Origin of the sequence: Pedobacter foliorum (assembly GCF_013266735.1) — a bacterium.
Lineage (GTDB): Bacteria > Bacteroidota > Bacteroidia > Sphingobacteriales > Sphingobacteriaceae > Pedobacter > Pedobacter foliorum.
Genome location: NZ_JABSNU010000022.1, coordinates 42,793 through 62,979 on the forward strand (window position 1 = coordinate 42,793; position 20,187 = coordinate 62,979).

Annotated in this window: 12 protein-coding genes; 3 read left to right on the forward strand and 9 right to left on the reverse strand. The window is 38.1% G+C overall.

The window, feature by feature from the left end; translation table 11 throughout:
- The first annotated feature begins 138 nt into the window (after positions 1-138).
- Complete coding sequence (locus HQN83_RS24155; protein WP_173094162.1) at positions 139-1,185, forward strand: hypothetical protein; 1,047 nt, start codon at positions 139-141, stop codon at positions 1,183-1,185.
- A gap of 116 nt (positions 1,186-1,301) precedes the next feature.
- Here HQN83_RS24155 and HQN83_RS24160 read toward each other — a convergent pair whose 3' ends face one another.
- The 9 genes from HQN83_RS24160 to HQN83_RS24200 all read right to left on the reverse strand — a co-directional run bounded on the left by HQN83_RS24160 (position 1,302) and on the right by HQN83_RS24200 (position 16,178).
- Positions 1,302-3,959, reverse strand: coding sequence for a glycoside hydrolase family 78 protein (locus tag HQN83_RS24160; RefSeq protein WP_173094164.1), 2,658 nt, complete (start codon positions 3,957-3,959; stop codon positions 1,302-1,304).
- 99 nt (positions 3,960-4,058) lie between these two features.
- Positions 4,059-6,329 carry a glycoside hydrolase family 95 protein gene (locus HQN83_RS24165; protein WP_173094166.1) on the reverse strand — a complete coding sequence of 757 codons (2,271 nt, stop codon included), beginning with the start codon at positions 6,327-6,329 and terminating at the stop codon, positions 4,059-4,061.
- A gap of 137 nt (positions 6,330-6,466) precedes the next feature.
- The gene (locus HQN83_RS24170; RefSeq protein WP_173094168.1) at positions 6,467-7,432 is read right to left on the reverse strand and encodes a carboxylesterase family protein; all 966 of its coding nucleotides are present in this window, start codon (positions 7,430-7,432) and stop codon (positions 6,467-6,469) included.
- A 70-nt stretch (positions 7,433-7,502) separates the two neighbouring features.
- A complete protein-coding gene (locus tag HQN83_RS24175) occupies positions 7,503-7,955 on the reverse strand; it encodes a hypothetical protein (RefSeq protein ID WP_246254577.1) in 453 nt (150 codons plus the stop codon).
- A complete protein-coding gene (locus HQN83_RS24180) occupies positions 7,952-8,155 on the reverse strand; it encodes a hypothetical protein (RefSeq protein WP_217277465.1) in 204 nt (67 codons plus the stop codon). Before HQN83_RS24180 ends, HQN83_RS24175 begins: the two co-directional genes overlap by 4 nt.
- 103 nt (positions 8,156-8,258) lie before the next feature.
- Entirely contained in the window at positions 8,259-8,837 is a 579-nt protein-coding gene (locus HQN83_RS24185; protein WP_173094170.1) for a 2'-5' RNA ligase family protein, read from the reverse strand.
- A 17-nt stretch (positions 8,838-8,854) separates the two neighbouring features.
- The gene (gene ccsA, locus HQN83_RS24190) at positions 8,855-12,166 is read right to left on the reverse strand and encodes a cytochrome c biogenesis protein (protein WP_246254578.1); all 3,312 of its coding nucleotides are present in this window, start codon (positions 12,164-12,166) and stop codon (positions 8,855-8,857) included.
- Positions 12,167-12,350: 184 nt separating this feature from the next.
- The gene (locus HQN83_RS24195; RefSeq protein ID WP_173094172.1) at positions 12,351-13,835 is read right to left on the reverse strand and encodes a L,D-transpeptidase family protein; all 1,485 of its coding nucleotides are present in this window, start codon (positions 13,833-13,835) and stop codon (positions 12,351-12,353) included.
- Between the two features lie 168 nt (positions 13,836-14,003).
- The gene (locus tag HQN83_RS24200) at positions 14,004-16,178 is read right to left on the reverse strand and encodes a DUF5916 domain-containing protein (RefSeq protein WP_173094174.1); all 2,175 of its coding nucleotides are present in this window, start codon (positions 16,176-16,178) and stop codon (positions 14,004-14,006) included.
- Positions 16,179-16,388: 210 nt separating this feature from the next.
- On the opposite strand from HQN83_RS24200, the gene HQN83_RS24205 reads away from it, so the two are divergent.
- On the forward strand, positions 16,389-17,246 hold the full coding sequence (locus HQN83_RS24205; RefSeq protein WP_173094176.1) for a 3-keto-disaccharide hydrolase: 858 nt from the start codon (positions 16,389-16,391) through the stop codon (positions 17,244-17,246).
- Between the two features lie 34 nt (positions 17,247-17,280).
- Positions 17,281-19,887: a DUF7133 domain-containing protein gene (locus HQN83_RS24210; RefSeq protein ID WP_173094178.1), complete on the forward strand. Its 2,607-nt coding sequence runs from the start codon at positions 17,281-17,283 to the stop codon at positions 19,885-19,887.
- Positions 19,888-20,187: the final 300 nt, after the last annotated feature.

The following is a 20,187-nucleotide window of genomic DNA, read 5'->3' on the forward strand; positions in this document are numbered from 1 at the left end:
TTACCCCTAAAAAACACATTAAAAACCTACGTTACAACACCTTACATGCAAATAAATTTATTGAACAATAGCCTTCCCCCATTGTTCGTATAATTAATTCTTGTTATTTTAGTTCAAACTAACTTAACAATTAACGTCATGTCAATCTACACACCTGCTCCTCATAGCAAAACACGGGTATTGATCGGAAAACTAATTCTATCCATACCGAAACTCCTTCAGGAACTAACTCCAAATGGAATTGAAAATTCCAAGTTCAACTTTATGAAACCAAAATCTCTCGAGGAAGAGTATCTTTTATATCGTAAACGCCGAGCTTCAAAATACAAACAAAACCGTAGAGCAATAAGTTACGGACACAAAAATTTGCTCATGCTTTGGCCAGATCACTTTAAGTCATTTGAGGATTTCAAAATGTGCTTTAAGCCAGTACCAGAAGGCATGCCAGCTGAATTGATGTTCATAATGAAAGTTTGTATACGCCATATCTTTACTACTTATTGTGTGGTATACAATTCAAACCTTCAATCTATGACTTTAGGCCCTGAAAAATCTTATTACTTACAGCTTTCAGAATTGATAAATGATCTTAAAATACTTGAAAAAGATTATCTAAGTAAGTACAGTTATTTTGCAATGCCAGACATTAAATCAATAGATCTTATACCTATATACGAATTTATATTCAGAGCATTAAAGGATGAAGGTTTAGAATGGGAATATAAAAACGAAAATCTACTTCAACTGAGAAACGAATCAATGCCGGATGAGGAAGAATTAGAGGACGAAGAACTAGATGATGATGATGAGTATAACGAAATCAAAGAGTTAGAAGAAGAAGCCCTCAAATATAGGCTGCTTAAAATACACGAGCGCCAAAAGATTTGGGACGATTATGACGAGAATGATCATTTTCTCAGTATCGACGCTAAAAGACAAAAACGAGGCTCAGATGTATATGGAAATATTGTTCCACTAAAGTTTTTGAAATTTATGTCATATTCGCATGTCCATGATAGCTTTCAACATTTAGGGGAATATCCCGAAATTGCAGACTCCTTTGAAGAAGAAATAGATCGTCTAAAAAACCTTAAATGTATAGAAAGTGGTAAGGTTCAAGCTTATTACAATGTTTATGGTAAATTCCCCAAAGGCTATCCTGAATCTGAATATTCATATTTTTAAAAGGAGGTGTCCAAAAAGGCTAAATCATCATTCTGAATTTATTTCAGTATGATGATGAGCATAATGAAATAGTAATTAAACCTTTTTGGACACCCTATTTTCGTTATCACCCCCTCTTAAATCTTACTTTCAAAATGATAAACACCAGAACCAATCTCTTGAGTATTTCCTGGTAACACGATTTTTGCTTTAGTATTAGCAGGTATGGCAACATCTAGCTTCAACAATCCATTCTCCAACGTCCACGAAGATTTCACTGTACCATAAACAGTTTCTAATTCAGCAGCTGCGTTCGTAATTTTACCACCTGGTTTTGGCGATATTACAATATACTTATAACCTGGCTGATCAGCTACGGCATTAATACCAGCAATAGTTTTATACATCCAATCACCAATTGCACCATACGCATAATGATTAAAGGAGTTCATATCTGGAGTCTGGAAACTACCATCTGGCTTAATACCGTCCCAGCGCTCCCAAATTGTTGTAGCACCCATCTTTACAGGATACAGCCACGACGGATAAGTCTCCTGCATTAAAAGATCATAAGCAACATTATCATATCCAAACTTGCTCAACACATGACATAAATAAGGTGTTCCAAGAAAACCTGTGGTCAAGTGATTACCATAATCTCTAATATTCTGCACCAAACGTCCGGCAGCATTTAGTCTTAAATTCTCAGGCAACATATCAAACTGCAAGGCCAATACATAAGCCGTTTGAGTACCCGAAATCAACCTCCCATTAGGAGTCATATATTCTTTTACATACGCTGCTTTAATATCAGCTAAAAGCGAAGTATACTTTGCTTCATCGTCTTTTTTACCCAAAACCCTTGCAGCATTAATCAACAGTTGAGTAGAGTGTGCATAAAATGTTTGGGCAATCATGTATTTATCAGTAACGGCTGCCCTGCCATCATTATCATCATCAGGTCTGTAAAAAAGCCAATCACCAAAGTGGAAACCTGTATTCCAAAGATTGTCTTTGGAGGCCGAAGTCATAAACTTCACCCACCCCACCATACTTTCATATTGACTTTCCAATATTCTTTTGTCACCATATGCCACATACATATCCCAAGGAATGATAGTTGCCACATCAGCCCATCCTGCTGCGCCAGATGAGCCATCACCAATAACATTTGGAACTACAAAAGGAACACTACCATTCGGCAACTGATCTAATTTTACATCCTTAAGCCATTTCGTAAAAAAGCCTGCAACATCCATATTGTAAGCTGCAGTGGCGGCAAAAGCCTGCGCATCACCAGTCCACCCCAAGCGCTCATCACGTTGCGGACAATCCGTAGGCACATCAACAAAGTTCCCTTTTTGTCCCCATTGTATGTTATGCTGCAATTGATTCAACAACGGATTAGAAGTAGTAAACTTACCTGTAGTTTTCATATCAGAATACAAAGCAATAGCAGTAAGATCACTTTCCTTCAAATCTCCGGGATAACCTTCAACCTTCACATACCTAAAACCCTGAAACGTAAAGTGAGGTTCAAAAACTTCCTCACCAGCACCTTTAAGAATATAGTTATTCTGTTGTTTTGCCGACCTTAAATTAACCGTATAAAAGTTACCTTCCTTATCCAGTACCTCAGCATGACTAAGCGTTATTTTTGTTCCGGCAGCACCTCTGGCTTTCAACTGAACCCAGCCCACCAAATTCTGTCCAAAATCAACAACTGTTTCACCTTTTGGTGTTTTAATAATCTTTAAAGCCTTAAACTGCTCATGCTTTTTAACAAGAGGACCACTCATACTCACTAACTGGTCCTTGCCTTTACTTAAAGTTCTTACCCCTGTCCAGCTCTGATCTTCCTTATATCCGGCTAAAGCCCACCCCTGTTTCTCAAATCTTGCATCATAAGTTTCACCATTGTAAATATCAGAACCTAAAATCGGTCCATTAGATGATTTCCATTGATCATCAGTTTGCACAGTTTCCTTGCTTCCATCCGAATACTCTATCTCAAGTTGAAAAAGCAGTGCTCTGGTATCACCATAAAAATTATGCTGACCTGCAAAACCGATATGCCCCTTATACCATCCATCACCCAAGGTAACACCTATTGCATTACTACCCTTTTTCAGAAAAGCAGTAACATCATATACCTGATATTGAAGATGTTTATTATAACTAGTCCAGCCCGGTGCAAAATAACTATCACTGATGCGTTTACCATTTATTTGAGCCTCATATAAGCCCTTAGCAGTAACATAAGCCGTGGCCGACTTAACTTCTTTTTTTAATGAAATCTCTTTTCTAAATAGCGGACTAACCTTAGAAGTATCCTTTCCAGATACAGTTATCCATTGTGCAGTCCAATCAGAATCTACCAGACCTGTTTGAAAAAGCCGTGGCTCAGACCATACCGAAGTATTGCCGTGATTGTCCTTTACCCTAACTTGCCAGTAATATCTCTTCTTCGATTGCAACTCAGTTCCGGCATAATCTATCAATACAGACTGATCACCAGAAACACTCGCTTTCCACACCAAATCTTTACCTGCCTTAACTGAAGCTTTATTTGCACCTACCCTAATCTCATAAGACGATTGCAAGGTATTTTTCACTGTCGAATTTATCTTCCAGCTAAACCTCGGTTTTAGGGTTTCTATACTTAAAGGATCTTCCAGATGCTCAACCTTAAGGTCATTAACGCTTAATTTTTGAGCAAAAACAGTAAGATTAAAAACAAACAAGAGAGCAAATACTGCAAAGAATTGCAGCAACTTTTTAACACATAATTTCATATTCGGTTTAATAGTGAGTTTTCGGGAAAAGCCCAAAAAACTCACTATTATCCGTAATTAATTCGACATATGTGTCATGCACCGTCCTGTCTTTATTAATTACTGACCTACAAAACTGTAAACTTTACCGGCTACAGTTTTAAATCCGTACTTATATCCATTCTCATCTTTGCTGCTTTTCACTGCAACAACCGACTTTAAAGTATTAGGAACGCGAAGATTACAATCTCCACCAGATAAAGATTTAACAGACAACTTAACAATCTTTCCGTTTTTCCACTGCATATCAACAATTTCAAAATTACCTCTTGCCTTTAAACCTTTAACATCACCATTTACCCATGCATCAGGTAAAGCAGGCAACAATTGAATCTCTCCCGTTTGACTCTGCAACAACATCTCTGCAACGCCGGCAGTATAGCCAAAGTTACCATCGATTTGAAATGGAGGATGTGCACAAAGCAAGTTGCTGTAAATTCCACCACCTCCGTTATAGTCAGTACCAGATCCACCAGCAAGCTTAATAAAATTATTAAGGATAACATAAGCATGGTTACCATCCTGTAATCTTGCCCAGAAGTTCATTTTCCAAGCCATAGACCACCCTGTCGATTCATCACCACGTGCTAACAAACTTACCTTAGCTGCTTTAGCAAGCTCAGGAGTTTGTGTAATACTGATTTGTTTTCCAGGATGCAATGCATAAAGATGCGAAACATGTCTGTGTTTATCAGTTGGGTCATCACGGTCAGTCTCCCATTCCTGTAATTGTCCCCACTTACCAATTTTTGGTTTTAGTAACTTACTTTTCAAGTCAGCAATATGAGCCTTGTAATCTCCATCAATACCTAAAATATCTGCTGCTTCAATATAATTGGTAAACAAGTCGTAAATAATCTGCTGATCATGCGACACACCATCTTCTTTAGGGCCATGCTCTGGCGACCAACCATTTGGAGCCACTATCGTCCCATCTGGTCTTCTCTTTAAATGGTCATCCCAAAATTCAGAAACCTCCTTTAAAATTGGATAAGCAAATGTCTTTAAGTAGTTTTTATCCTTAGTAAAATCGTAATGTTCCCAAAGCGCTTGTGCATACCATGCACTGCCTGGAGTATTCCATAAAAAGCTATCACCTCCAAAAACATTGTTTTCTGTTTTCACTGTCCATCCGCGTACATCACCATATTCTTTCCTGGTGTGTAGTTTCGCAACTTCACGTATGCTATTTACGTAATCCAGATATGGAACATGACATTCCGAAAGATTAGTCGGTTCAGCAAGCCAGTAGTTCATTTGAATATTGATGTTAGAATGATAGTCGCTACCCCAAGGAGGATTTGAACTATTATTCCACAATCCTTGCAAGTTGGCTGGCAACCCACCTTTACGCGAAGAACCAATCAACAAATATCTACCGTACTGAAACAACAACGCTTCTAATTCCGGATCTGCTTGTTTATTATGATTGATAACCCGTGCTCCTGTTGGTAAACTTCGGTTAGCAGCACTTGTTGCACCTAAATTCAATGATACCCTACCAAACAAGTTTTGGTAATCTTTCACATGATCAGCCAACAACGTTTTATATGGCTTAGCAGCAACCAGATTTAAGATCTGCTTGATCCTGACACCAGGCTCCTCTCCTTTCCAGTTTAACTCTCTTTTATTACTATAATTTGTTGCAGCTGTAAAGATTATGGTAATAGCATCAGCCTTAGTAACCTTCAATTTTGCGCTTCCATTTTTATCCGAAACCACACTGCTCGAGCCATTTTCTATTTTTACTAAAGCAGTAGCCTGATAGGTCATACCATTCCCAAGATGTCCGGTAAAAGTTAAAGTTGTACCATCAACAGAAACTTGTGCTCCGTGATCATCTTTAAGCCCAATAACAGCCGAATAAGCATTTTTTTTATCGGCCGTATAACGAAGAACCATTACTTTGCTCGGAAAACTGCAGAAATATTCTCTGTTAAATTTAATATTGTTCTTTACATAGTTAACTCTATGTAAAGCTGTATTCAGATCAAGCTCCCTTTTATAACTAGTAAAGCTCGAATCCCTACCCTCAAAATCAATGAATATATCACCGAAAGCTTGGTAAGCTCCCCTGTCGTTTTCATCTCCTGACCATAAGGTATTGTCATTAAACTGAATATGTTCCTGGCTAACCCCTCCAAAAACCATCCCGCCAATTCTGCCATTACCTATCGGATAAGATTCAGTCATCCAATCTTTGGCAGGCTTATTATCCCACAGTTTTAAGTCCTGCACGACTTGCCCTGTTTTTTTAACCTGAGCAGTGAGACTGAGCTGAAATAGCAGGAAAATAAATAGTGCATAAATTTGTTTCTTGTGTGGTTTCATTTTGTGATATACAGGTTTAGTGTAAAAAGTTCTTCAATGATACCTAAATAAAGCTCAAAAAAATTCAGCAATTCTTACATCATCTTAAGGAATTTTAACATTAAACAGGTAATGATCACTTATAACAACTGTAATTTTTAATCACCAATCCTCTTATAGATATACTGTCTGTCAGCATTTATTAGTAGCTCCATTTTTCGGCTTTTTCCAGAAAACACAGCATCCACCGGATCATTTTCATTTACAAAAAACTTATCATTTGCATAAGGCTTAAGCTCAATCGCCCCTTTTTTCCTAATCATAGTAACTACTCCTGGTGCAACGGTTATTTTCAATGTATCATTAGCTAGATCATTATAATAAGAACCCTGATAAGTATCCAATATTTTCTGATCTACAGGAACCTTGCTGTATTTAAACTTTTTGATGCCCAGCATCCAGGTGTACAAACTATCCGTGTTGTAAGCAGAAGTCCAGCTGTCATGACCATCCTCAGGGAAAACGGTAAACTTAACATCCGGATTAACAGGCCTCAAAGCATCAACCATATCCTGACTCTGTTTAAGTGGAACGATATTATCTTTACCTCCATGAAAAACCCAAACTGGTGTATGTCTAATGGTCCAAACTTTAGATACATCCCCACCCCCACAAATAGGTATAACTGCAGCAAACATATTAGGGTATTTCATAGCCATATCCCAACTGCCATACCCCCCCATACTTAAACCGGTTAAGTACAAACGATCCTCATCAATTCTATATTTCTTCTTAACTTCCTTCATCAGGCGCATCAAGTCGGTACTTTCCCAACGTTCTCCCTCAGGAACTTGTGGCGACACAACTATAAAAGGGAACTGTTTCCCATTGGCGATCAGCTTAGGCAAGCCATTTACAGCCACCTTGCTTACATCATCTCCGCGCTCACCGCTTCCATGTAAAAACAATACCACAGGAAATTTTTGTTGATCATCTTTGTTATAGTTTTCAGGTAAATAAAGCAGATACTTTATTTCGTTGATATATTTTTCCTGAGTTTGCTGGGCAAAAGTAACACCGCATAACAAATTGAAAACGATAAGAAAGGAGAATAGGGGTTTCATATTAAACAATTTAATAATCAGACTCTTAATATACGAGAATGTTACCAAATATGCTATAACAACCTAAAAGCTAAATCTTTCCCTTTTTTATGGAGGCAATATCCCCAAGGTCTTTTTTTCTCCCAGAGGCTTCTTTATTTTTGATAAACTCACTGACATTAATAAAGTTAACCTTAAGATTATCTACCTCACCGTCCACTCTATTTATATAAGCCTCATCAAATTCAACTCCTGATATTGCATTTAAGATATCTATTCTTAGAGGAGGATATCCCAATTGAGTAACATAGTTTTCTTTTAAAAAATCTTGTTCAGTTAAACCTAAAGACCCAAAACCAAAATCATTCAATACCTTGATCATTTTTGATGCATTCTCAGCACTAGGTTTAATCCAAATATCTAAATCTCCTGTATGTCTCGGGCGACCATGATATGCAAGTGCATGAGCACCAACTATCATATAATCAACCTTATGAAGATTGAGCAATTCTATAAAATCAATAAAATCCTGTTCGAAGATCATAATTTCCTTTGGTGCACTACCTTCTCAATTTTTTCAGGAAACTCGCCATCTGACCATGTAAAATAATTTTTCCTTAGGCGACTAACTTCAGATAATCTCTCCGAAACAGGTCTACTAAGCCAGAATAAAACATCAAGACGATCTTCATCTTCCATTTTAACCTGATTAACTACCATAACTATTTTTCTTTCGTGCTTCATGCCTTAGAATTACGATTAAATCACTTAAACATCGATCTGCTCATTACAAAAATACGAAAAAACAAGATGTTTTTTTAACTATCCTAACTCAAAGATAATATACCTAAAACATTGACAATTGCTCATCTGAGGACGAGCTAGGTTTGCTTTGAAAAACAAACTCTTCAATTACTAAAAATTGACTATTACCTTCACGAACACGAAGAACTATTCTGTCGCAGCAAAAGTTTAATTTTATTTTCTTGTCCTTAAATAAGGTATTTGCTACTGATAATTTTTCTTCATCTAGCTTTCTACCTATTGTTATGTGAGGATTAGAACTGTTATAAGTCAACTTAACTTTTAGACCTTTCTGAATTCTCTTCATAAGTGGCTTCAGTATAGTTTCAGATTCATTGTCCGGCAATATACAAATTACACTATTTGTTCCTTTTTCATATGCACCTACGTGATCAAATCTTAAATCTAGAGGGAATTCAGTCTCGCAAAGTTTACGTAGTTGGGATTTAATACTGTCCAATTTCCCTTCTAAATCTGCTTCAAACTCACCAATTGTTATATGGGCTTTTGAATTCCTACTGCCATACCAACCAATTAAAGAGGCAAGCTCGTCCTTCAAAGCCCTTACCTCATCCATTACAGATCCAAAGGGATATATTGCTATTGAATAAATCTTACTCATAACTTAAAGGTATGAGATTACTTCTTACTCCTGGCCTTATACCTTTTATAAGAAACAAATGCCAAAGCAAAAACTACCGCCAGCGTAATATAAACCCACGAAGGAATCGGTACAGGATCACCCTGCGCATACGAATGCAAACCAGTTAAGTAGTAATTAACCCCAAAGTAAGTCATGATGATACTAGAGAAGGCCAACAGCGACAGCAAATTAAACAAGTACTTACTTCTTAAGCCCGGAATTAAACGAACGTGCAATACAAACGCATAAACAATAACAGAAATAAACGCCCATGTTTCTTTCGGATCCCAGCTCCAATAGCGGCCCCAACTCTCATTTGCCCACACACCACCTAAAAACGTACCCACAGTAAGTAAAAACAAACCTACCGTTAACGACATCTCATTAACAATTGTTAATTCAGTTATCGAAGCCTTAACCTTTGCACTAATTTTATTGTTATCAATCACATAAAGTATCAAAACAACTGTACCAATCAATGCACTTAACCCAAAGAAACCATAACTAGAAGTAATAATTGCTACGTGGATCATCAACCAGTACGACTTTAACACAGGAACCAACGGAGTAATCTGAGGATTCATTTGAGAACCACCATGCGCAAATCCCATCAAAATAACTGCAATTAAACAACCCGCAGCAGGTATAAATGCATTACTGTTTCTATACATCAGCAAGCCAGACAAAACACCTATCCAACTGATAAACAATACCGCTTCATAACCATTACTCCAAGGCTCATGCCCCGAAATATACCAACGAGCGCCCAAACCAACAGCCTGCAAAGTAGCGGCAATGCCGATCAGTATTAAAACCACTTTAACCAGTGTATCTAGCGATTTAGAATTCTTAAACAGCTTCATAAAGGCAAGCGAAAGTATCACCACCCCTAAAATCGCATAAGTAATCATCAAATTCAGGAATATATTCCATGAATTATAACTGATCTCCCATTCAACTTTCGACTGTGAAGGCACTACATTCTTGCCATATTTTTGCTGTGCATCATTAATATCTTTTAACGCTGCATCAGCCGAAGACCAGTTACCTGATACCTGCGCCTCATTTACAGACTTAACATAACGACTAATAGCACTTGGCTTAACCGAAATACTATCCAAATCACTAATTGTCATAGCAATCCATGTATTATTTGCATCACCAATAATTGGAGAAACACGTAAATACTGACCATAAATCAATTGCTCCATAGCCTGTAACTTATCGTTCAGATCAATTACATCCTTATCATAGCTATTCTGCTCAGCCGGTTTCTTAGCAAAAGCCTTTGCATAATCGTCTTTTAATCTAAACTCAGCAGTGCCATCAGGATTAATCTTTATCAGATTTACCATCGAAGTATAACCTTCAGGATTCGCACTCACAGTATTAAGCAAATCAGGACCACCTTTAGTATTTACCTTAATCAACGGAACGTTGATCCAGTTAAAAGGCATGGTCGAAATAGACAAGAAAAACTGGTTAGCATTTAAGGTATGGAAACGATCCTTACGGTGTAATTTCCTAAGGATTTCCAACGCCATCGTGTTAACCGGCTCTATCCTACCGTCAATATTTTGCACCAATAAATGACCAAATTTATCAGCATGAGCTGCATCTATTTTAATAGACGAAGCAAATTGTACCGGATCTAAAGTTTTAGTCGGCAAAAACAGTTGCGTATCATTATGCTCATGTTTGTGCTCAGATGTGCCACTATCACCAGGCATCACAGCATTAGCCGCACTTGGTACAACATTGTGATTATGATCGTGAACCTCACCATTTTCATGAATATGAGTAGTTGCACCATCCGTACCGTGCATATCTATCTTCTGACTAAAAGCCGCGCCAACAGGCAGGAAGAAAAGCAACAATAACAATGCTTTCGATTTAGAGATCGTTTTTAACTGCTCATTCAATTTCGAGAAGTGAGTCCCTTTCCAGAACAACGTAACAAACATGCCTAAGAAAAGTAAAATATAACCAACATAAGTAACGTTTGTACCCAGCGAATCGTGGTTTACAGACAAAATAGTACCCTTTTCATCCTCATCAAAACTTGCCTGAAAAAAGCGATAACCCGAATGATCCAATACATGGTTCATAAATATTTTATACGGCGTTTCATTAGCCCCATCCAAAATCATTACATCAGAAGAGTAAGAAGCCGGACTATTACTACCCGGATATTTCTCCATCTTAAAATCTACCAATTTCAATTCAAATGGCGCTTTATATATCTTAGAGCCATAAGCCATAGAAATCCTTAACCCACCAACTTCACTTTGATGTTGGAAATTTGTCATTCCTTTTCCGCCGTAAAACGAAACCGTATCAACAGCAGTTGGTGTAGTGATTTGTACTTTAACCAAATCCAAATCATGCTCATGAGTCCTCTTATCTCCCTCAAAATACATAATACGACCCGGTATTGCAGGTTCAGGAACAACAAATGCTAGTCCGCCGTAAGTATACAAACTTCTTAAATTGAAAGGCTGAGCAACATTATTACCAACAACAGGTTTTCTTTCCTGAGTAGCCATAATCATATAATTACCCTCGTATGGCGAAGAAATTTGAAGTGCACCACTTGCATCTGATATATTAATAGCTCCCGGAGTTTCTTTATTAAAAGAAACCAACATGTTCTGCATCAACTGCACACCACCCGTAGGAATATATTTATTTACACGTTTACCATTTTCGAGTACAACAAGGTGTAAGGTTGGTTTACCAGTAGTACCGCGCACCAATGAATCCTGCGCTCTTGCATAAAAATCGACAACCTTTAGCTTAACACGCTCTCCGTTATAATCGTACTCAGAAGTAAACGTCTTTTTAAAAGGCTTTAAATACACCGGAATGCGGTTAGAAGTTAAATTAGCAGGCACATCATCATATGCCAATGCTGCATCACCCTTACCTATCTGCACCTTAATAAAGGTCTTATCTGATATAATGTCTTTACTAGTTTCGCCTTCTCGGATATGCATCGAACCCTCAAAGCTTATATATCTGGTGATATAACCACCAATAAAAATGAGCACAAATGCAAGGTGAAACACCAACAAAGGCCATTTTTTACGTTGCAAAAGTTGGTATCTGCCAATATTCCCGATAAAATTCAATACCAGAATTACCATAATCAATTCAAACCACCAACAGTCATAAATTAGTGCTTTAGCGACTGATGTGCCATAGTCATTTTCCACAAAAGTGGCCATTGCCATAGAAAAAGCATAAAGCAACAACATCACACCCGTGGTACGAGTTGAAACGAGAATTTTACCTAACCTTTGAATCATTATTATTGTTTCTGTTTTTATTTCTACCGATAAGATTTCCTGAGCCTTACCCTAAAAAATGATTTGTGTATTATAATTGGTGGCAAAGATGCCCCTAGCAAATCAAAAAAAATAAGGGTAAATGAATTTATGGCAAAAATAAGACTAAACATCATGGCATTCTCGCAAAAAAATTACAGAATCACTAATAAAGCTGAGAAAACGGAAAAGATATCTTCCTATACAAAGCATCATCCAAACCATAAATATCCTTAAAAACATGGACTTTCCCTTTTTCATCAACCTTAGCCGTACAGTAGTTAATCCAAACAGGTATTTTAACCGGCAGTCCTATATATTTTGCTTTCGGATAACCATTGGCCATTGCTTTCTTAATCTGATCAAACTTATCCCCTTTACCAAATAACGCATAAGCTAAGTTCAAAGGCTGTTCCACACGAACACACCCATGACTTACCGCCCTTACATCTTGCTTAAATGGCGACTGCACAGGAGTATCATGCAAATAAACACTGCTCTCATTATTAAATAAAAACTTGATCCTGCCCAGAGGATTTTGTTCACCAGGTTGCTGTTTAAAAGAATAAGCACCTGTTTCTTCAGTTTTCCAGTCTATAGATTCAGGATCATAAACCTGCTTACCATTTCTATATACATTGATGTCATTGTTGGCAAAATAGTACCTGTTCCTTTTTGCATATTTAATGATTTCATTGCCAGCAATACTTTCTGGAATGTTCCAAACTGGATTAACCTGCACGCTGTAAATCATACTCGCCAATTGCGGAGTTTCCTTATTCGGGATCGGCTCTCCCACACAAACCTTCATACTAAGCACCGGTTTTCCACTATCTATTACACTCAATGTAAACTCCGGAATATTTACCAGAACATACTTCCCAGCTACGGGTTTATTCTTCCACCTTAATCGCTCCAGGTTTACAACCAACGCACGATATAGTGTATCATTTTCTACTCCAGTTTCTGCTTTAAGCGCTTTTTGCAATGCGAGGTAATCAGGCTCCTTTGGCTGTATACTCTCCAGATAAGCTTTAATATCCCTTACTTCAAATACCTGCATAACACTTGTGCTATCGGGTCTAAGCGTTGGCGTGCTATAATTTGTGTAAACCCTTGTCGGATCAACAAGGCCAAACTGCATGGCTGTACTATATTTAATCATCACATCTGCCACAAGCAACTCCAACTCCATAGTATTCCGATAAACCTCCCGTTCTTTTGTCCGAGTTTTTTTATTACCGTAATTCTCCAACAGATCTTTCAAACGACTTACCGAAAAAACGTCTGGCGCTATTCCATGAAGATTAGCGTTCATTAAATAGTCTTCTAAAGTTTGTAGCTCATGTTTCGGCATAAACCTTGGCACAAGCACCGGCTGATAATTGTTGATTTTATAAAAAGAATCTATCCGATCCGGATAATTAAAAGCAAGATGTCGGGCTTCAAAAACCTTTTTAAATTCGGATGCTACATCAATCCTATCTATCTGTTTTATAACTGGAGTGACTGCTTTGTTTAGTTTAACCGGTGGAATTGAAGTAAAACTACGTTTAGCAGTACAGGAAAGACAAAACAGTGCACAAGTCATCGCAACAATGGCTACCTCCCTCCAAAAAGGGAGTTTGAGGGGATGATTTATTTTAAACATCTCAAAGAGATTGGCTTAACTCTAACAAACAAACTTTGTAAGTTGTTTTATGAAAGCACTATTGACAAGGCATAAAATAACCCGCAACAAATTAATGCTGCAGGTCATTTAAATTAACGCTCTCATCACAAACGTACTCACCAATTATGAAGATTTGATGAAGATTTGCTAAATATTTAACCAATACACTAATTTCACTACTAAAGCCCTGTTTTTCACAGCAAAAGGCTCTGGCAAATAGTTATCAGTATATACAATAAACAAGTCAGATGCAGGGCGATACCTCCATTGGAACCTGGTATTTACGTTCATATTCTTCATTTGTTCATTGTATTGCACAAAGCCGGTAAGAAACAATGTATTTGTCATAGTCACATCCAACCTTGGCCCTACCAACCAAAAATCGTTATACCCCCATGGTTTCGGCATATCCAACTTATTGTAGTTTGCACTCAGCGCAATACTAACATAAGGTTGAAAACGGTAGCCAAATTCACCACCCAAGGTTAATCGTTTACCATCGGCATAGTATCCGCCATAGCGAGCGTTTAAGGTATAAGTGAATAGGCTCGAAGGTTTAGAAGCATAATCGACACCAACAGTACTCCAATTATGTTCACTTCCGGCTACCAACGTATCTATTTTTGTACTTACAGGATCAAATGGTTGCAACAATTTAATATAAGTACCAGACCCCCATACAGTAAGTGTATTTCTACTTCTAAATACCACGCCATAAGAGCCCAATAGTTCATTGTCGGTACGGTGCATATTCTCGTCAAAGAAATTGGTTGATGAAATTTGAGGGCCATGGCTCAGCACCGGTCCTTTTTTAGGGAAGAAAAGACGTGTAATCTGAGGCGCCATTTTTATGTAACCCTGACGTGGCACATAACCTACCTCGGCAGTATAATTACGCCCCACATATTCATGCTGCCAGCTAATATTCCATTTACCACTCGTGTACTGCAGATTGGCAGCGTGTGTCCAATCTTTACCATTTTTTCCGGGACTAAAAGATTTAAGTACCATTACCTTTCCAGTCCAGAAGTTATTTGCCGAAGCAAGATTATACTCCATCCCGAAGTTTCTATTGTACTTGGAGTAAGTGGCTGTACCAGGTGCCAAATCACCTGGATTATAGTTTAAAGACTCCTTGTTGATCAACAAAAAGCCAACATTAGAGCGGGCAAACACACGACGCTGCAAGGCCGCTACCGTAAAGTTCTGAGCAGGCAAAGCCGTTGAGCCCTGCTTTTCCGTTTGCATATTCATTACACCCAGTCTCCAGTCCTTATTTAATTTACCACTTAAACGCGCACCAAATTTAATAGGCACCCCCAATCCTATTCTTCTGGAAAAGAAAGGGCGAATACCTGAATATCCGAAATTGGTAAACTGATCACCGTTTTCCAGGAAAAACTGTCTTCTTTCAGGATAAAACAACTCAAATCGATCTAAGTTGGTTACTTGTTTATCAACATCTACCTGCGAGAAATCGGGGTTTACAGTAAGGTCGAGATTTAGGGAAGAAGTAACAGCCACCTTTGCATCAAGCCCTACATCTTTACGCCATGTTGCGGGCTTACCTGCCTGAAAATCCTTAATAACGCCACCAAGTGCATAGGGGATTAAAGAAACAGTGGTGCCCGGATCTGGCGGAGGCATATCCCATACCAATGTACCCGTATAAGCTAAAGAAGCCGAAGGAAACTGTCTTGGCACTGGTGCCCAGCTACTTTTCTCGGTCGTTTTTAGATCGTTCCTGCCAAAGTTTATTCCCCATTTGGTTATACCTTTCTTATATCTGATACTTTTAAAAGGGATTACAGCTTCGAAAACCCACTTATCGGGATAGTTTTTTACAACAGAATGCCATTTATTATCCCAACTCAAATCTACCTTTCCTCCGTCGTACATCAGACCATCCCATTGTGCTCCCGCAGCATTGGCACCAAAGGCAAAACCGTTGGTTTGATCGTCGAAAGGATCCATGAACATGATAAAATTGTCATTCTTAAGAAAGGAAAAGTCACGACGCAGAGATTCCACCATATAAGATCCGGGTGCACCATTATAGTTTACTACTGATAAATAAAGGTTCTGCTGATCGTAAGTCATCCGTACATCGGTGCGCACTTTTGCGTAGCTGGTGTCCATTGGCAAAATCATATAGAAATCGGATGCTACATCGGCATCTTGCCATGCCTGTTCATCTATTGCACCGTCTATTTTGATGGTTGATGAAGCTTTGTTGATTTTTAATTGGTAAGCATCGTTCTTTTTTTGAGCTGAAAGAGATAAACAGAAGAAACAAGCAAGTAAAAAGAGGTTAATTCGCACGGTAGGTTTGATTCGGTTAAGAGCGCCAAAGTATAAAAAAAAGCGAGGGGCTGCAACATCACAATTGTAACATAATCAAGATATTGACGCCTCTATTCTTAAAAACATTATAAAAATTAACAAAAGTATAAGCAGAAATAACAAAATACCCCTACGTAAAAAAGATTATTCATAAGTTTACGCTGAAAAACCTACACATAAACCACAATAATGAAACAAAACTTCATTTCTTCAATGATCAGGGTGGCGATTGCCCTGAGTTTACCCCTTGTTTTCTTCGGCTGTTCAGTTAAACAGTCTTCACCAAACCCAAAATGGGAGCAGCTTTTCGATGGAAAAGACCTAAATGGCTGGGATGTTAAGATTAGAAAGCATGATCTAAATGATAATTTCGGGAACACTTTTAGTGTTAAGGACGGAAATATCCAGGTTAGATACGACAAGTATACCGACTTTGATGAGCAATACGGCCACTTGTTTTACAAAAAACCTTACTCTTATTACCTAATTGGAGTAGAATATCGCTTTAGAGGCGAACAGGTTAAAGGTGGCGCAGGATGGGCATACCGCAATAGTGGTATCATGATTCATGGTCAGGACCAAAAAACAATGAAAAAAGATCAGGACTTCCCTAATTCTATCGAGGTTCAGTTGTTAGGCGGCGCAGGCAATGGCGAGCGTCCTACTGCAAATCTTTGTACTCCGGGTACACAGTTTGTAAAAGATGGTAAAGTGATTAAAACGCACTGTATCGAATCTAGTTCGAAAACTTTCAACGGCGAGCAATGGGTACGTGTTGAAGTACTTGCCCTTGGCGATTCACTAATTGTACATTATGTAAATGGCGAAGAAGTATTGCGTTACAACAGACCTCAATTAGATCCGGTTGGTGGTGCTGAAGAAGGTAAGCTTTTAACAGGCGGTTCTATCTCACTGCAAAGCGAAAGCCATCCAATCGATTTCAGAAAAGTTGAAATCATCAACTTAGAAAAGTATGCCAAAAACCCTGCTAAACTAAAAGAGGTAGTGCAGAAACTAATGGCAGAAAAAAGAGTAGCTAAACAATAACACACTTATAGTAAACACCTAATAGAATACACAAATGATTAAATTTTCTTTAAGTCTTATTTATTCTCTGGTATTGTTCCTGGGACTAAAAAGCTTTTTTGGCGAACCTAAAGCCACTTCTTTTGATCCACCTGAATTAACAATCACTCCGTTTGCAGGGCCTGATGTTACACCCAGTCCTGCTTGTTTAGCCGTTGCAGCAACCGGTGAAGTTTTTGTTGGCGTTGATATGATTGGATCTTTAGGTAAAGATCCTAATAAAGGTCGCATCCTTAAATTAATTGATAAAGACAATGATGGCAAAATGGATCAGCACATAGAATTTGCTATGGTTGATAACCCTCGTGGTATTATTGCTCAAGGGGATAAGGTTTTTGTATTACACACTACTTTCTCTAAAGAAACAGGTAAAGCTACAGGTATGGACCTGGTAGTTTTTGAAGATAAAGATGGTGATGGTAAGGCTGATGGCCCTGCCAAACCTCTTATAGAGCACATCAGTAATGCTAAATACATTCAAGAACGTGGAACTGACCATGCTACAAATGGAATTAGAATGGGGATCGACGGATGGATTTACATCGCAGTTGGTGATTTTGGTTTCCATGATGCGGTAGATCGTTCTGGTAAAAAAATGACCATGTTGGGTGGCGGTATTGTTCGCGTTCGTCCTGATGGAACTGAAATGGAGGTATATACTCATGGAACTCGTAATGTTTACGATGTTGCTATTGACCCTTTAATGAATGTTTTCACTAGAGAAAACACTAATGATGGTGGTGGATGGAATGTGCGCTTCTCACACCATATCCAATCTGGAGAATACGGATATCCTGTATTGTTTCAACATTTTACTGATGAGATATTACCAGCTCTTGTAGATGTTGGTGGTGGTTCTGGTACTGGCGCATTATATATGAGCGAGCCAAACTGGCCTGAAAAATACAACAATGTACCAATGATGGCTGACTGGGGAAGAAGTATGTTGTATATCCACAGGGTTACAGCTGATGGTCCTACTTTCACTCAAAAAGAAGAAGAATTTATTAAACTTCCTCAAATTACAGATTTAGATGTAGATGGTTCTGGCCGACTTTATCTTGCTGCATGGGATGGCGCTGGTTATTCTGGTAGCCCAAGCAAAGGTTATGTAGTTCGTGCTGTGCCTAACAATTTTACTTATAAAGCATTTCCAAACGTAGCAAAAGCTTCAGTTAAAGAATTAACAGAATTGCTTAAATCAGCAAGTGCTGTAGGTCGTTTAAGCGCTTCGCAAGAGTTAATTGCACGTGCTAGTAAACAAGGTACTGCTGCTGCTTTAAAAGTTGCTTCTAACAAAAAACTTCCTCTAGAAGTGCGTGTTGCAGGTATTTTCACTTACGCACAAGCTGCAGGAGTTGATGGAATTCCTACTTTATTAACATTTCTTAAAGAAGATAACATCAGAGAATTCGCTTTAAGAGCGCTTGCTGATCGTAAAAACAACTTACAAAATGTTCCAACTGAACCATTCTTAGCTGGTCTTAAAGATGCTAATCCGCGTGTTCAGGCAATTTCAGTTATTGGTTTAGGTCGTTTAGGTCATACAGAAACTGCTTCTGCCCTATTGCAGACTAAAGTTCCTGCATCATTTGTACAACCGGCTAAAAATGTTGAAGGCCCTCATGCTACGCCTAACTCTGCTATCGTGTTACCTCACTTAGCTGTTCAGGCATTAGTAAATCTTAAAGCTGTTGATGCTACTGTTGCTGCTATTAATGGCGAAAACTCAACTATTGCATTGTGGACTTTACGTTACATGCACGATCAGAAAGCTGTTGATGGTTTAATTAATGCTTATCAGAAATCTACTGACGATAAATTAAAGAAACAGATCTTAATTACTTTAGCTCGTCTTTATAAAAAAGAAGATGTTTATGATGCTTCATGGTGGTGGGGAACAAGACCAGATTCTCATGGCCCGTACTACAAAGGTGTTGTTTGGGCAGCTTCTCCTGCTATTGAGAGCTTCTTAAAAGGAGAATGGGAAAAAGCAGATGCTAACGGTAAACAATTCTTTACTGACTTAGATGAGCGTAACCGTATGGATATTGCTGCATTTGGTGTTGAAGATAAAGTTGCTGCTGTTGAAGAGCCTAAAGTAGATCTTGAAAAGATCAAGAATCAAAAAGGTCAGGTTGGTAAATCATCAATCGAGGATGTTTTATTGGCTATCAACAAATTAGATGGTGATGCGGTTAAAGGTAAAGCATTATTTACCCGTCAGGGATGTATTGCTTGTCATAGCATCAGCAAAGGCGAAAAAATGAAAGGTCCATTTATGGGTCAGATCGGTTCAATTATGAATCGTGAGCAAATTGCTGAATCTATCCTTAAGCCAAGTGCTTCAATTTCGCAAGGTTTTGCTACGGTAATGATCTCTGCTAAAGGTGATAAAACTTATATGGGCTTTATTACTGAAGAAACAGCTGCAAAGGTTGTGATGCGTAATATTGCCGGTGAAGTTTTCACTATTAAAGCAAGTGATATTTTATCACGTAAAGAAATGGATTCATCGATGATGCCGGCAGGTTTAGCTAACTCATTATCGTATGAGGAACTTGCTTCGCTTGTAACTTTCCTTTCTCAGCAGAAGAAATAAGGATTAGTATTAAATGTTAGCATTTAAACATTATAAAAAATGCCCTGTAGAGTTTTCTACAGGGCATTTTTACTATAAGGCACACTCATTTATTATAATGCACATTCGTTTATTATAAGTTAAACTCGTCATCCTGAATTTATTTCAGGACCTCGTTTAAGCAGGTTTTGAATAGCGATTGCGAGGTCCTTCTATGTTGAAATCCAAATTTATTTATCCATATTTTATCAATCAATGATGTTGTTAGGAGAGAAAAATCTCCTAACAACATCATTGATTTCCATATCTTATTTGTAATGA

Excerpts from the sequence above, each read along its gene's own strand:
- HQN83_RS24180 (WP_217277465.1), bottom strand. The coding sequence starts at position 8,155 with ATGAAGCACGAAAGAAAAATAGTTATGGTAGTTAATCAGGTTAAAATG.
- HQN83_RS24175 (WP_246254577.1), bottom strand. The coding sequence starts at position 7,955 with ATGATCTTCGAACAGGATTTTATTGATTTTATAGAATTGCTCAATCTT.
- HQN83_RS24195 (WP_173094172.1), bottom strand. The coding sequence starts at position 13,835 with ATGTTTAAAATAAATCATCCCCTCAAACTCCCTTTTTGGAGGGAGGTA.
- HQN83_RS24205 (WP_173094176.1), top strand. The coding sequence starts at position 16,389 with ATGAAACAAAACTTCATTTCTTCAATGATCAGGGTGGCGATTGCCCTG.
- HQN83_RS24160 (WP_173094164.1), bottom strand. The coding sequence starts at position 3,959 with ATGAAATTATGTGTTAAAAAGTTGCTGCAATTCTTTGCAGTATTTGCT.
- HQN83_RS24165 (WP_173094166.1), bottom strand. The coding sequence starts at position 6,329 with ATGAAACCACACAAGAAACAAATTTATGCACTATTTATTTTCCTGCTA.
- HQN83_RS24170 (WP_173094168.1), bottom strand. The coding sequence starts at position 7,432 with ATGAAACCCCTATTCTCCTTTCTTATCGTTTTCAATTTGTTATGCGGT.
- HQN83_RS24185 (WP_173094170.1), bottom strand. The coding sequence starts at position 8,837 with ATGAGTAAGATTTATTCAATAGCAATATATCCCTTTGGATCTGTAATG.
- HQN83_RS24155 (WP_173094162.1), top strand. The coding sequence starts at position 139 with ATGTCAATCTACACACCTGCTCCTCATAGCAAAACACGGGTATTGATC.
- ccsA (WP_246254578.1), bottom strand. The coding sequence starts at position 12,166 with ATGATTCAAAGGTTAGGTAAAATTCTCGTTTCAACTCGTACCACGGGT.
- HQN83_RS24210 (WP_173094178.1), top strand. The coding sequence starts at position 17,281 with ATGATTAAATTTTCTTTAAGTCTTATTTATTCTCTGGTATTGTTCCTG.